Annotated in this window: 12 protein-coding genes; 9 read left to right on the top strand and 3 right to left on the bottom strand. The window is 62.6% G+C overall.

Annotation, left to right across the window (positions count from 1 at the left end):
• Positions 1 to 89: 89 nt before the first annotated feature.
• On the bottom strand, positions 90 to 2837 hold the full coding sequence (gene polA / locus AC07XM_RS05845) for a DNA polymerase I (protein WP_016484274.1): 2748 nt from the start codon (positions 2835 to 2837) through the stop codon (positions 90 to 92).
• A gap of 75 nt (positions 2838 to 2912) precedes the next feature.
• On the opposite strand from polA, the gene AC07XM_RS05840 reads away from it, so the two are divergent.
• Positions 2913 to 3200: a DUF2782 domain-containing protein gene (locus tag AC07XM_RS05840; RefSeq protein WP_003252997.1), complete on the top strand. Its 288-nt coding sequence runs from the start codon at positions 2913 to 2915 to the stop codon at positions 3198 to 3200.
• A gap of 69 nt (positions 3201 to 3269) precedes the next feature.
• Positions 3270 to 4220, top strand: coding sequence for a homoserine kinase (locus AC07XM_RS05835; RefSeq protein ID WP_060519851.1), 951 nt, complete (start codon positions 3270 to 3272; stop codon positions 4218 to 4220).
• Positions 4221 to 4269: 49 nt separating this feature from the next.
• Here the strand turns inward: AC07XM_RS05835 and AC07XM_RS05830 are convergent, their stop codons facing one another.
• Positions 4270 to 5226: a zinc ABC transporter substrate-binding protein gene (locus AC07XM_RS05830; RefSeq protein WP_070086751.1), complete on the bottom strand. Its 957-nt coding sequence runs from the start codon at positions 5224 to 5226 to the stop codon at positions 4270 to 4272.
• Positions 5227 to 5244: 18 nt separating this feature from the next.
• On the opposite strand from AC07XM_RS05830, the gene zur reads away from it, so the two are divergent.
• From zur to AC07XM_RS05810, 4 genes are all read left to right on the top strand, one after another.
• Positions 5245 to 5730 carry a zinc uptake transcriptional repressor Zur gene (gene zur, locus AC07XM_RS05825; protein ID WP_102689251.1) on the top strand — a complete coding sequence of 162 codons (486 nt, stop codon included), beginning with the start codon at positions 5245 to 5247 and terminating at the stop codon, positions 5728 to 5730.
• Positions 5727 to 6500: a zinc ABC transporter ATP-binding protein ZnuC gene (gene znuC, locus AC07XM_RS05820; protein ID WP_016484270.1), complete on the top strand. Its 774-nt coding sequence runs from the start codon at positions 5727 to 5729 to the stop codon at positions 6498 to 6500. Before zur ends, znuC begins: the two co-directional genes overlap by 4 nt.
• Positions 6493 to 7275 (top strand): zinc ABC transporter permease subunit ZnuB, encoded by a 783-nt coding sequence (gene znuB / locus AC07XM_RS05815; RefSeq protein ID WP_016484269.1) that lies wholly within the window; start codon positions 6493 to 6495, stop codon positions 7273 to 7275. The genes znuC and znuB overlap by 8 nt, the downstream gene beginning before the upstream one ends.
• Positions 7276 to 7402: 127 nt before the next feature.
• Positions 7403 to 8110 (top strand): PA5502 family lipoprotein, encoded by a 708-nt coding sequence (locus tag AC07XM_RS05810; protein WP_016484268.1) that lies wholly within the window; start codon positions 7403 to 7405, stop codon positions 8108 to 8110.
• Between the two features lie 107 nt (positions 8111 to 8217).
• On the opposite strand, the gene katE is transcribed toward AC07XM_RS05810, so the two are convergent.
• Positions 8218 to 10362, bottom strand: coding sequence for a catalase HPII (katE, locus tag AC07XM_RS05805; protein ID WP_096425434.1), 2145 nt, complete (start codon positions 10360 to 10362; stop codon positions 8218 to 8220).
• Positions 10363 to 10589: 227 nt separating this feature from the next.
• Here katE and AC07XM_RS05800 point away from each other — a divergent pair, with 227 nt between their 5' ends.
• The 3 genes from AC07XM_RS05800 to AC07XM_RS05790 all read left to right on the top strand — a co-directional run bounded on the left by AC07XM_RS05800 (position 10590) and on the right by AC07XM_RS05790 (position 13103).
• Entirely contained in the window at positions 10590 to 11597 is a 1008-nt protein-coding gene (locus AC07XM_RS05800; protein WP_016484266.1) for a methionine ABC transporter ATP-binding protein, read from the top strand.
• Complete coding sequence (locus tag AC07XM_RS05795) at positions 11597 to 12268, top strand: methionine ABC transporter permease (protein ID WP_012269918.1); 672 nt, start codon at positions 11597 to 11599, stop codon at positions 12266 to 12268. The genes AC07XM_RS05800 and AC07XM_RS05795 overlap by 1 nt, the downstream gene beginning before the upstream one ends.
• A gap of 64 nt (positions 12269 to 12332) precedes the next feature.
• Entirely contained in the window at positions 12333 to 13103 is a 771-nt protein-coding gene (locus tag AC07XM_RS05790) for a MetQ/NlpA family ABC transporter substrate-binding protein (protein WP_102689250.1), read from the top strand.
• Positions 13104 to 13113: the final 10 nt, after the last annotated feature.

Here is a 13113-nt window from a genome sequence, read left to right as displayed (position 1 = left end):
GTTTCATGAAACTTCCGTACCGACGGCACTGAGCCGTGCCAGGATCCGCGTCACTACGCCGCAGATCCTACACAGCTTTCCGCGCTCAATCAGTGAGCTTCGTCCCAATTCGCACCAATTCCTGCCTCCACCAGCAGCGGCACATCCAGTTGTGCGGCCTGGCTCATGTGCTGGCGAATTTCATCTTTCACCTGCTGCACCAGGTCCTCACGCACCTCCAGGACCAATTCGTCGTGTACCTGCAGGATCACCCGGGCATCCAGCCCGCTCTCGCTCAGCCAGTTATCCACATTGACCATGGCCCGCTTGATGATATCGGCGGCAGTGCCCTGCATCGGCGCGTTGATCGCCGTACGCTCCGCGCCTTTGCGCAGGGCCGGGTTCTTGGCGTTGATGTCTGGCAGGTACAGGCGGCGGCCGAACAGGGTTTCGACAAAGCCTTGCTCGGCGGCCTGGGCACGGGTGCGCTCCATGTAGGCCAGCACGCCCGGATAGCGGGCGAAGTAGCGGTCGATGTAGTCCTGCGACTGCTTGCGGTCGACACCGATCTGCTTGGCCAGCCCAAAGGCGCTCATCCCGTAGATAAGGCCGAAGTTGATGGCCTTGGCTTTACGGCGCTGGTCGGTGGTGACGTCTTCCAGGGCCACACCGAACACTTCCGCCGCCGTTGCCCGGTGCACATCGAGGTCGTTGCGGAAGGCGTGCAGCAGGCCTTCGTCCTTGGCCAGATGAGCCATGATGCGCAGTTCGATCTGCGAATAGTCCGCCGCCAGCAGTTTGTAACCCGGGCTGGCAATGAACGCCTGGCGAATACGCCGGCCTTCGGCAGTACGAATCGGGATGTTCTGCAGGTTCGGGTCGCTCGACGACAGCCGGCCGGTGGCTGCCACTGCCTGCTGATAGGAGGTATGGATACGCCCGGTGCGGGGGTTGATCTGGCCCGGCAGCTTGTCGGTGTAGGTGCTCTTGAGCTTGCTCAGGCTGCGGTACTGCATCAGTACCTCAGGCAGTGGATAACCGAGCAAGGCCAGCTCATCGAGCACGGCTTCGGCAGTGGATGGCTGGCCCTTGGCGGTCTTGCTCAGCACCGGCATGCCTAGCTTGTCGTAAAGGATCGCGCCCAGCTGCTTGGGTGAACCGAGGTTGAACTCTTCACCGGCCAGCGCGTAGGCGCGCTGCTCCAGTTCGGCCATCTTCACGCCCAGTTCACCGCTTTGCACATGCAGCAGCGCAGCATCGACCAGCGCTCCCTGGCGTTCGATCTTGGCCAGCACCGGCACCAGCGGCATCTCGATGTCCATCAGCACCGGCTGCAGGCTAGGCGTCTGTGCCAGGCGCGCCTGCAACGCCTGGTGCAGGCGCAGGGTAATGTCGGCGTCTTCGGCAGCGTAGGGGCCGGCCTTGTCCAGGTGGATCTGGTTGAAGGTCAGCTGCTTGGCGCCCTTGCCGGCGATGTCCTCGAAGGCAATGGTGGTGTGGTCGAGGTACTTCTGCGCCAGGCTATCCATGTCATGACGGGTGGCGGTGGAGTTCAGCACGTACGACTCGAGCATGGTGTCGTAGGCCACGCCACGCATTTCGATGGCGGGTGAGCCATTGGCGAGGATGTTGATGTCGTACTTGGCGTTCTGCCCGACCTTGGCCTTGGCCGGGTCTTCCAGCAACGGTTTCAGTGCCAGCAATACGGCCTCACGGTCCAGCTGGGCCGGTGCACCTTCATAGTCGTGGGCCAACGGCACATAAGCCGCCTCATGGGGCGCGACAGCGAAAGACAGGCCAACCAGCTGCGCCTTCTGGGCGTCAAGGCCGGTAGTTTCGGTATCGAAGGCGAACAGCGGCGCCTGGCGCAGCTTTTCCAGCCAGGCTTCAAAACGGGCTTGGTCAAGAATGGTTTCATACTGCGGCTCGACCTTGGCTGCCGGCTCTTCGACCGGCGCAACGTCATCGCCAGCCCTTGCGGCATCACGCTGCACCTCGGCAACCCAGCTCTTGAACTCCATCTCGGTGTACAACGCCAGCAACGCCTCGCGATCAGGCTCACCGCAGACCAACGCCTCGACCTCGACATCCAGTGGCACGTCTACCTTGATGGTAGCCAGCTCGTAGGACAGGAACGCCGCATCGCGGTGTTCCTCCAGCTTGGCCGGCAGGGTCTTGGCACCGCGAATGGCCAGTGCCGGCACCTTGTCCAGATTGGCGTACAGGTCGCTGAGGCCGCCGCCAATACCGGTCAGCAGGCCCACAGCGGTTTTTTCGCCAACGCCGGGTACGCCGGGGATGTTGTCGACCTTGTCGCCCATCAGCGCCAGGAAGTCGATGATATGTTCCGGGCCGACGCCAAATTTCTCGTGCACGCCAGCCACGTCCAGCACGCTACCGGTCATGGTGTTGACCAAGGTAATGTGCCCGTCCACCAGCTGCGCCATGTCCTTGTCGCCGGTCGAGATGATCACCGGGCGGCCCTGGGCGGCGCTGCTGCGCGCCAGGGTGCCAATCACGTCATCAGCTTCGACACCCTCGACGCACAGCAGCGGGTAGCCAAGTGCCCGCACGCTGGCATGCAGCGGCTCGACCTGCACCCGCAGGTCGTCAGGCATGCTTGGGCGGTTTGCCTTGTACTCTGCGAACATGGCATCGCGGAATGTGCCGCCCTTGGCGTCGAATACCACCGCGAACAAGCTGTCCGGGTACTGCTTGCGCAGGCTCTTGAGCATGTTCAGCACACCCTTCACCGCACCGGTCGGCATGCCCTTGGACGTGGTCAGCGGCGGCAGCGCGTGGAAGGCGCGGTACAGGTAGGAGGAACCGTCCACCAGGACGAGGGGGGCTTGGCTCATGAGCAGAATCAACCTTTTCGACGGGTCCGGCGCTAGAATAGCCAGAATCATTGACGACAAAGGGACTAGGTTATCATGCGTACACTCAATCGCCTGTTACTGCTCGGCCTGTTGGCAACCACGCCAGTCGTCACCCTGGCGGCGGACGACGCCCCCTCGGCCGATCCCGAGGTGACCATTCGCACGGAAGGCGACAAAACCATCCAGGAGTACCGGCAGAACGGGTTCCTGTATGCGATCAAGATCACGCCGAAAAACGGCAAGCCTTATTTTCTGGTGCGCGCTGATGGCACTGATGCCAATTTCATTCGATCCGACCAGCCGGACATGCTGATTCCGTCCTGGAAGATTTTCGAGTGGTAATCTGACGCGCACCGTTCACATCAACCCGGCACTTCCCGGCGGAAGTGCCCGTATGGGCAAATTTTCATCATGTCAGTCTTCACCCCCGTGACCCGGCCTGAGCTGGAAACCTTTCTGGCACCGTATGAGCTGGGCCGTCTGCTCGACTTCCAGGGCATTGCCGCCGGCACCGAGAACAGCAATTTCTTCGTCAGCCTCGAACAGGGGGAGTTCGTCCTGACGCTGATCGAGCGTGGGCCAAGCGAAGACATGCCGTTCTTCATAGAACTGCTAGACACCCTGCACGACGCTGACATGCCGGTGCCCTATGCCGTTCGTGACCGCGACGGCAACGGCCTGCGCGAGCTGTGCGGCAAGCCGGCGTTGCTGCAGCCACGGCTGTCGGGCAAGCACATCAAGGCGCCCAACAACCAGCACTGCGCCCAGGTCGGCGAGCTGCTGGCGCACATTCACCTGGCCACCCGCGAGCACATCATCGAGCGCAAGACCGACCGTGGCCTGGACTGGATGCTGGCTTCGGGTGCCGAGTTGTTGCCACGCCTGTCCGCCGAGCAAGCCGCACTGCTGCAGCCGGCACTGCAAGAGATCAGCGCGCACAAGGCGCAGATCCTGGCTTTGCCGCGGTCCAACCTGCATGCCGATCTGTTCCGCGACAACGTGATGTTCGAAGGCACCCACCTGACCGGTGTGATCGACTTCTACAACGCCTGCTCCGGGCCGATGCTGTATGACATCGCCATCACCGTGAACGACTGGTGCCTGGACGAGAAAGGCGCAGTGGATGTACCGCGTGCCCAGGCACTGCTGGCAGCCTATGCGGCGCTGCGGCCGTTCACGGCGGCCGAAGCCGAGCTGTGGCCGGAAATGTTGCGGGTAGGTTGCGTGCGCTTCTGGCTGTCGCGCCTGATCGCGGCCGAATCGTTTGCCGGGATGGATGTGATGATCCACGACCCGAGCGAGTTCGAAGTGCGCCTGGCACAGCGCCAGCAAGTGGCCTTGCACCTCCCGTTCGCCCTCTAGACCCCGTCTGCTTCTTCGCGGGCATGCCCGCGAAGAGGCCGGTACAGGCTTACAGCTGTTCCAGGCACCCCGCCAGCTCACCACCCAGCTTCTCAAGCAAGCGCTCATACCCTTTGCCATCCACCGGGTCGGTACCGCCTAGTGCATCCAGCTCGGCCAGACGCACCGGCAGCCCGGCAGTCAGGGTCTCGGCCAGGCGCGGTCGCAATGGCGGTTCGCTGAACACGCACGTCTTGCCCACTTCCTGCAGGCGCTTGCGCATGGCCGCTACATGTTGCGCCCCAGGCTGCACCTCGGACGCCACGCTGAACACGCCGGCGTGCTTCAAGCCATACTCAGCTTCGAAATAATCGAACGCTTCGTGGAACACGAAGTACGGCTTGTCGGCAATACCGGCCACCCGCGCCTTGATACGCTCATCCAAAGCATCCAGGCGTTCGTCGAAGGCCTTGAGGTTGTTTTGGTAGCGGGCAGCATTAGCCGGGTCGACCTGGGCCAGGTCAGACGCCATTTTTGCCGCGATTACCCGCGCGTTGACCGACGATAGCCACAAATGAGCATCCAGGCTGCCCGGGCGGTGATCGTGGTCATGATCGTCGTGATCCTCTTCCTCATGGGAATGGCTGTCCTCACCAAAGTGGCGCAGCTTCATGCCCGTCAGCGACTGCACAGCCACCGTCGCCTTGCTACGGCTCGCCAGTACCCGAGGCAGGAAATTCTCCATGTCCGGGCCGATCCAGTACAGCAGGTCGGCATCACCTACCCGCCGCACATCGGAGGGGCGCAATGCATAGTGGTGCGGCGAGGCACCTGGCGGCAGCAATACGTCAGGGCTGCCTACGCCATCCTGCACGGCGGCGGCAATCTGCTGCAGGGGCTTGATACTGGTGAGCACACGCACATCGGCGTGAGCGGAAAATGCGATGAAAGCGACAAACAGAGCTAGGAATCGGGACACGGTGGATACTCGAGTCGTCAGAAACAGGTAACATAATAACGTCTCCATCCAGAACCGTCGCTGCCCATGTCCATCACGCCGCTGGCCAACCGTCCTCACGATCACTCCCATTGCGTACACAGCGCACTGTCTGAAGCCGACGCCTTGTGCACCCGCCAGGGCCTGCGCCTGACTGCGCTACGCCGCCGTGTGCTGGAGCTGGTGTGGCAAAGCCACAAGCCGCTGGGCGCCTATGACATTCTCGCCGTGCTCAGCGAGCAGGACGGCCGCCGTGCCGCCCCGCCCACGGTATACCGCGCGCTGGATTTCCTGCTGGAAAACGGCCTGGTCCACCGCATCGCCTCGCTCAACGCCTTCATCGGCTGCAGCCACCCCGAGCACGTGCACCAAGGCCAGTTCCTTATTTGCCGGGCCTGCCATGTGGCCATCGAGCTGGAGCAGAGCAGCATCAGCGAGGCCATCATCAGCAGCGCCAAAGGCGTGGGCTTTGCGGTCGAGACCCAGACCGTGGAAGTGGTCGGCCTGTGCGGCAGCTGCCGGAGCGCGGCATGAGCGATGCCCTGATCCGTCTTGAGCAGGTCGGCGTCACCTATGGCGGCGAGGCGGTGCTCGACAGCATCGACCTGTCGGTCGCCCCCGGCCAGATCGTCACCCTGATCGGCCCCAACGGGGCGGGCAAGACGACCTTGGTCCGTGCCGTACTCGGGCTGCTCAAGCCGCACCGCGGCAAGGTATGGCGCAAGCCGAAGCTGCGCATTGGCTACATGCCGCAAAAGATTCAGGTCGATGCCACGCTGCCGCTGTCGGTGCTGCGCTTTTTGCGCCTGGTGCCCGGCGTAGACCGTGCAGCAGCCTTGTCGGCGCTACAGGAGGTAGGCGCCGAACAGGTCATCGACAACCCGATCCAGACCATTTCCGGCGGCGAGATGCAACGCGTGCTGCTGGCCCGCGCCCTGCTGCGCGAACCCCAGTTGCTGGTGCTCGACGAGCCGGTGCAGGGCGTGGATGTGGTCGGCCAGACCGAGCTGTACAACCTCATCACCCGCCTGCGTGATCGTCATGGTTGCGGCGTGCTGATGGTGTCCCACGACCTGCACCTGGTAATGAGCGCCACCGACCAGGTGGTATGCCTGAACCGTCACGTGTGCTGCTCGGGTCACCCCGAGCAAGTCAGCGGCGACCCGGCGTTCGTCGAGCTGTTCGGCCAGACCGCGCCAAGCCTGGCCATTTACCACCATCACCACGACCACAGCCACGACCTGCACGGTTCGGTGGTCGCCCCTGGCACCCATGTTCACGGAGAGCACTGCAAGCATGGCTGATTTTCTTCTCTACGCCCTGCTTGCCGGTTTGTCCCTGGCGCTGGTGGCTGGCCCGCTGGGCTCCTTCGTGGTGTGGCGACGCATGGCCTATTTTGGCGACACGCTGTCCCACGCGGCCCTGCTCGGCGTGGCCCTCGGGTTCGCCCTGGATGTCAGCCCGACGCTGGCAGTTACTATCGGCTGCCTGTTGCTGGCGATCCTGCTGGTCACCTTGCAGCAACGCCAACCGCTGGCCTCCGATACCCTGCTCGGCATTCTCGCCCCCAGCACCCTGTCGCTGGGCCTGGTGGTACTGAGTTTCATGCACGACGTGCGCATCGACCTTATGGCCTACCTGTTCGGCGACCTGCTGGCCATCAGCACCACCGACCTGGCCTGGATCCTCGGCGGCAGTGCGCTGGTGTTGCTGCTACTCGCCGCGCTGTGGCGGCCGCTGCTGGCGGTTACCGTGCACGAAGAACTGGCCATGGTCGAAGGCCTGCCGGTGGCCGGCTTGCGCCTGGCATTGATGCTGCTGATTGCGGTGGTGATTGCCGTGGCCATGAAGATCGTCGGTGTGCTGCTGATCACCTCGCTACTGATCATCCCTGCTGCTGCGGCGCAGCGACACGCCCGCTCCCCCGAGCAGATGGCCCTGGGCGCCAGCTTGCTGGGCGTCACCGCCGTCTGCGGTGGCCTGGCCATGTCCTGGTTCAAGGATACCCCCGCTGGCCCGTCGATCGTGGTCTGCGCGGCGGTGCTATTCTTGCTGAGCCTGGCCCTGCCGAAACGCTGAAAGACAGGGCGTGTGCAGGCACGCCTTGCAACCTTTTGCCGGGTAAAGGGTCTGTAAGACCTGTTTTCGAGCGTGCGCACCTGGGTGTAGACTTGCTCGCTTTTTGCGCAAATAGAGAGTCGCAGGAATGAAGCCGTTCGCCTCCCGTTATCTGCTTGTTGCCGCGTTTTCCCTGTTCCTGGGTGCCTGCTCCAGCGCGCCGGTCGAACAGGCCACCGCACCTGCCCAAGCCGATGCCTGGCAGCAGTTGCAACAAAACATCGCCAGCAACGAACTGGCCACCGCCGAAGACCAGCTTGCAGCCCTGCAGGCTCAGTCGCCCGACGACGCACGCCTGGAGCAATACCAGCGTCAGTTGGCCGAAGCCTACCTGCAACGCAGCCAGATCGTCTTGCAAAAGGGCGATGTGAACGCAGCGGCTACCGCCCTGGCCCGCGCCCGAGCTCTGATGCCACAAGCCCCGGCCGTGACCGGGGGCGACCCCCTGACCCAGGCACGCAAGGCCGAGCTGGAAAAAGCGGAGGCTGCCTTGAAAGCCGCCGAATCCAAGCCCCAGGCACGCCTCATTGACCCAACGGCGCCAAGCACGGTGGTGGCCTTGAAGACCACTGACAGCCGTGCCATGCGCCGCCAGCTCGATGACATTGCCGCCGATGTGGTGAGCTATGACTGCGAAGTGGTGTTTCAGGTGCCGCGTACCGACGATGCGCCGTGGCTGAAGACCTTGCTGGAGAAACGCGTGCGCAAGATCGACAGCGGGTTCGAGCTGAAGCAGAAGCATGAAATCCAGCGCTCGCTGCCGGCGCAGGTGGTTCTGGTTCCGCACCAGCATTGAGAATCTGGGGGCGCTGTGCTCCCCATCGCGACACAAGGCCGCCCCTACAGGGATAGCAGTTCCCTGTAGGGGCGGCCTTGTGTCGCGATGGGGTGTCGAAGCAGCCCTTAGGCCGGCACAGCCTCCGCGGCAGCTTCACGCTCCCACACCCTATGCCCCTCGACCGCTTTGACGAAAGCGTCCAGCGTCTTCTGGTCATCGCCCAGCAACAGCCCCTTGTCTTCCTTGAGGCCCAGTGCGTCCACCAGCACCTTGCCTTCTTTGGCAAAGCCGATCGCCTTCAGGTGCTTGTAGGCCTCGAGCAGGAAGTGCTTGGCCAACCCACTCGCCCCCAGCGCATCCAGCGCGGCCTTGCCGGCCGGTACCAATACCCCGTCGAACATGATCGAAGGCATGCCCTCCATCGACGCATCCACTGGCAGTGCCTTGCCGTCAGCAGCCTTGACCGGTGCCGAGGTTGGGCCAAGCAGCATGATGCGTGCGCTATGCGCCTCAAGCGCCTTGACCAGCCGGTCGACACTGCCGGCATCCACGCCATCGGCCAGCAGCACGGCTATCTTGCGCCCCTTGATGCCCACAACCCCCGGGTGGTTCATCTGGCTCAGCGCGGGGGACTCGGCCAGTTTGCTGCCCTTCACCTGAACGGTGCCCGCCTTGGGTGCCGGCAACCCCAGGTTGGCGGCCACGGCGGCGGCCAACTTGAGGTCGATGTTGGCTAGAATTTCATTCACCTCACGGGCACGAATGGCCTCGCGCTCGACCTTGCCCAGTTCGAAGCTGTAGGCCTTGATGATGTGCTGTTGCTCTGTCGGGCTCATGCTCTGGAAGAACAACCGCGCCTGTGAGAAGTGGTCGCCAAACGACTCGCTGCGCTGGCGAATCTTGTGCGCATCAACGCGTTCCTGATAGCTCTCGAAGCCGCCATCCTGCGCCGCAGGTGGCGTTTCCTTCGGCCAGCCGCCGTCGATGGAGTTCGGCTCATACGAGGCACGGCCCCTGTGCACGATGTGCTGGTGCAACGCGTCACGCTGGTTGTTGTGGTTGGGCGCCACCGGGCGGTTGATCGGGATCTGGTGGAAATTCGGCCCACCCAGCCGGCTCAGTTGCGTGTCGGTATAGGAGAACAGCCGGCCCTGCAGCAAGGGGTCATTGGTGAAGTCGATACCCGGCACGATATGGCCAGGGCAGAAGGCAACCTGCTCGACCTCGGCAAAGAAATTGTCCGGGTTGCGGTTCAGGACCATCTTGCCCAGCGGGGTAACCGGTACCAGTTCTTCGGGAATGATCTTGGTCGGGTCCAGCAGGTCGAAGTCGAATTTGTGTTCGTCAGCCTCAGGCACAATCTGCACGCCCAGTTCCCATTCCGGGTAGTCACCGGTTTCAATGGCTTCCCACAGGTCACGGCGCTGGAAGTCTGTATCCTTGCCCGCCAGTTTCTGGGCTTCGTCCCACAGCAGCGAATGCACGCCCTGGCTCGGCTTCCAGTGAAACTTGACGAAGCTGGCCACGCCCTCGGCATTGATCAGCCGGAAGGTGTGCACGCCAAAGCCTTCCATCATGCGCAGGCTGCGCGGGATGGCGCGGTCAGACATGGCCCACATGACCATGTGGGCCGATTCCGGTACCAGCGAGACAAAATCCCAGAAAGTGTCATGCGCCGAGCCGCCGGTAGGTATTTCGTTGTGTGGCTCCGGCTTAACCGCGTGAACAAAATCGGGGAACTTGATGGCATCCTGGATGAAAAACACCGGCATGTTGTTGCCAACCAGGTCGAAATTACCCTCGTCGGTATAGAACTTGACTGCAAAGCCCCGCACATCTCGCACCGTGTCGCCAGAACCACGTGGGCCCTGAACCGTGGAAAAGCGCACAAAAACCGGGGTGATCTTTTCCGGATCCTGCAGGAAACCGGCCTTGGTCAGTTCCGCGTGATTGCCATAGCTCTGGAAGAACCCGTGTGCACCGGTACCGCGTGCGTGCACGATGCGCTCGGGGATCCGCTCATGGTCGAAGTGGGTGATCTTCTCGCGCATGATGAAGTCTTCAAGCAGCGAAGGCCCGCGGTCACCCGCCTTCAGGGTGTTCTGATTGTCCGCAATACGTACGCCTTGGTTGGTGCGCAGCGCATGCCCGGTCGCATCACTGCGGTCGGCCTCCAGGCTTTGCAGCTTGGCATTGGTATTGGCCCGGTCAGGGGTCTGGGTGCCGGCGGCTTCACTCTGCTTGGGCGCGTCCGTTTTCTTGCTGGGCATGATCGGCTCTCCTCATCAGTCTTAAGGCTTGCCCGTTCAGGGCTTGTCCAAGTAGTGACTGGAGGGCGTGGCCGAGCGTTCAATCAGGATTACCAGTTGTCGCGATATGCCCGAAGGATTGGTGCATTACGAAATAAATGCTAAGAACAGCTATTGGAAAAGGCTAAAATGCGCGACCCCAGCTAACCGCTGACCCAAATTTCAATGCGCCCCACAAGGTTCGCTACGTGATCGAGTTCCAACAGGTACATAAAACCTACCGCGTTGCCGGTAGGGAAATCCCCGCACTGAATCCGACCAGCCTGACCATCGAAGATGGCCAGGTGTTCGGCCTGATCGGCCATTCCGGCGCCGGCAAAAGCACCATGCTGCGCCTGATCAACCGCCTGGAAGAACCCTCCGGCGGCAAGATCATCGTCGACGGCGAAGACGTCACCGCGTTCAACGCCAGCCAGCTGCGCGGCTTCCGCCAGCAGGTCGGGATGATTTTCCAGCACTTCAACCTGCTGGCTTCCAAGACCGTCGCCGACAACGTCGCCCTGCCGCTCACTCTGGCCGGCGAGCTGTCGCGCAGCGAAATCGACAAGCGCGTTACCGAGCTGCTGGCCCGCGTGGGCCTGTCGGACCACGCCAGAAAGTACCCGGCGCAGCTGTCCGGCGGCCAAAAGCAGCGTGTCGGCATCGCCCGCGCTCTGTCCACCAACCCGAAGATCCTGCTGTGCGACGAGGCCACCAGTGCCCTCGACCCGCAAACCACGGCCTCGGTCCTGCAACTGCTGGCCGAAATCAACCGTGAGCTGAAGCTGACCATCGTGCTGATCACCCACGAGATGGACGTGATCCGCCGTGTCTGCGACTGCGTGGCCGTGATGGACGCCGGCCAGATCGTCGAGCAAGGCTCGGTGGCCGATGTGTTCCTGCACCCGCAGCACCCCACCACCAAGCGCTTCGTCCAGGAAGACGAGCAGGTCGACGAAGGCGAGCAACGCGACGACTTTGCCCACGTGCCGGGCCGCATCGTGCGCCTGACCTTCCAGGGCGACGCCACCTACGCCCCACTGCTGGGCACCGTGGCCCGCGAAACCGGTGTGGACTACAGCATCCTCGCCGGGCGTATCGATCGCATCAAGGATGTCCCCTATGGCCAGCTCACCCTCGCCCTGATCGGCGGTGACATGGAAGCGGCGTTCGCCCGCTTCAAGGCAGCTGACGTACATATGGAGGTACTGCGTTGATGGACGCCCTGAATTTCTTTGCCAACGTCGACTGGGCCGAAATCTGGCTGGCCACCATCGACACCATGATCATGCTGTTCGGCTCGCTGTTCTTCACCGTGCTGCTGGGCCTGCCACTGGGTGTGCTGCTGTTCCTCTGCGGGCCGAAGCAAATGTTCGAACAGAAGGGCGTATATGCGCTGCTTTCGCTGGTGGTCAACATCCTGCGCTCGCTGCCGTTCATCATCCTGCTGATCGTGATGATCCCGTTCACCGTGCTGATCACCGGCACCTCGCTGGGCGTTGCCGGCGCCATCCCGCCGCTGGTGGTGGGTGCAACGCCGTTCTTCGCGCGCCTGGTGGAAACCGCCCTGCGTGAAGTGGACCGCGGCATCATCGAAGCTACCCAGTCGATGGGCGCTACCACCCGCCAGATCATCACCAGCGCGCTGCTGCCGGAGGCCCGCCCGGGTATCTTCGCGGCCATTACCGTCACCGCCATCACCCTCGTTTCGTACACCGCCATGGCCGGTGTGGTGGGTGCCGGTGGCCTGGGCGACCTGGCTATCCGCTTCGGTTACCAGCGTTTCCAGACCGACGTGATGGTCGTGACCGTGGTACTACTGCTGGTACTGGTTCAAGTACTGCAGAGCGTGGGCGACAAACTGGTCGTGCATTTTTCCCGTAAGTAACCCCAATGGGGTCGGCCTGGCCGACCCGTTCGGGGGCCGTCGCGGCCCTCACAAGGAGTGATCAATGAAGAAGCTGCTTGCTGTTGCTGCCGCTGTTGCGGCCTTCTCGGCCCACGCCGATACCCTGACCGTTGCCGCCACCCCGGTGCCGCATGCCGAAATCCTCAACTTCGTCAAACCGCAACTCGACAAAGAAGGCGTTGATCTGAAGGTCAAGGAATTCACCGACTACGTCCAGCCGAACGTACAGGTTGCCGAAAAGCGCCTGGACGCCAACTTCTTCCAGCACCAGCCGTACCTGGATGAGTTCAACAAGGCCAAGGGCACCCAACTGGTCAGCGTGGCCGGCGTGCACATCGAGCCGCTGGGGGTGTATTCGGCCAAGATCAAGAAGCTGGACGAGCTGTCTTCCGGCGCCACCGTGGTCATCCCCAACGACGCCACCAACGGCGGCCGCGCCCTGCTGCTGCTGGACAAGGCCGGTGTGATCAAGCTCAAGGACAGCAAGAACATCCTGTCCACCGTGAAGGATGTTGCCGAAAACCCGAAAAGCATCAAGTTCCGTGAGCTGGAAGCCGCCACCATCCCGCGTGTGCTGACCCAAGTCGATGCCGCCTTGATCAACACCAACTACGCGCTGGAAGCCAAGCTGAACCCGGAAAAAGACGCCCTGGCCATCGAAGGCAGCGACTCGCCTTACGTGAACATCCTGGTTGCCCGCCCGGACAACAAGGACTCGGACGACATGAAAAAACTGGCGGCTGCACTGCACTCGCCAGAGGTGAAGCAGTTCATCATCGAGAAGTACAAGGGCGCTGTGGTTCCGGCGTTCTGATCCAACATCC

The organism is Pseudomonas sp. GW460-LB5 (assembly GCF_059423245.1).
The sequence above is the reverse complement of the archived record's forward strand: the minus strand, read 5'-3'. Positions and strand labels throughout refer to the sequence as shown.

Coding starts and splice junctions, on each gene's coding strand:
- polA (WP_016484274.1), bottom strand. CDS start 2,837: ATGAGCCAAGCCCCCCTCGTCCTGGTGGACGGTTCCTCCTACCTGTAC.
- AC07XM_RS05840 (WP_003252997.1), top strand. CDS start 2,913: ATGCGTACACTCAATCGCCTGTTACTGCTCGGCCTGTTGGCAACCACG.
- AC07XM_RS05835 (WP_060519851.1), top strand. CDS start 3,270: ATGTCAGTCTTCACCCCCGTGACCCGGCCTGAGCTGGAAACCTTTCTG.
- AC07XM_RS05830 (WP_070086751.1), bottom strand. CDS start 5,226: ATGGAGACGTTATTATGTTACCTGTTTCTGACGACTCGAGTATCCACC.
- zur (WP_102689251.1), top strand. CDS start 5,245: ATGTCCATCACGCCGCTGGCCAACCGTCCTCACGATCACTCCCATTGC.
- znuC (WP_016484270.1), top strand. CDS start 5,727: ATGAGCGATGCCCTGATCCGTCTTGAGCAGGTCGGCGTCACCTATGGC.
- znuB (WP_016484269.1), top strand. CDS start 6,493: ATGGCTGATTTTCTTCTCTACGCCCTGCTTGCCGGTTTGTCCCTGGCG.
- AC07XM_RS05810 (WP_016484268.1), top strand. CDS start 7,403: ATGAAGCCGTTCGCCTCCCGTTATCTGCTTGTTGCCGCGTTTTCCCTG.
- katE (WP_096425434.1), bottom strand. CDS start 10,362: ATGCCCAGCAAGAAAACGGACGCGCCCAAGCAGAGTGAAGCCGCCGGC.
- AC07XM_RS05795 (WP_012269918.1), top strand. CDS start 11,597: ATGGACGCCCTGAATTTCTTTGCCAACGTCGACTGGGCCGAAATCTGG.
- AC07XM_RS05790 (WP_102689250.1), top strand. CDS start 12,333: ATGAAGAAGCTGCTTGCTGTTGCTGCCGCTGTTGCGGCCTTCTCGGCC.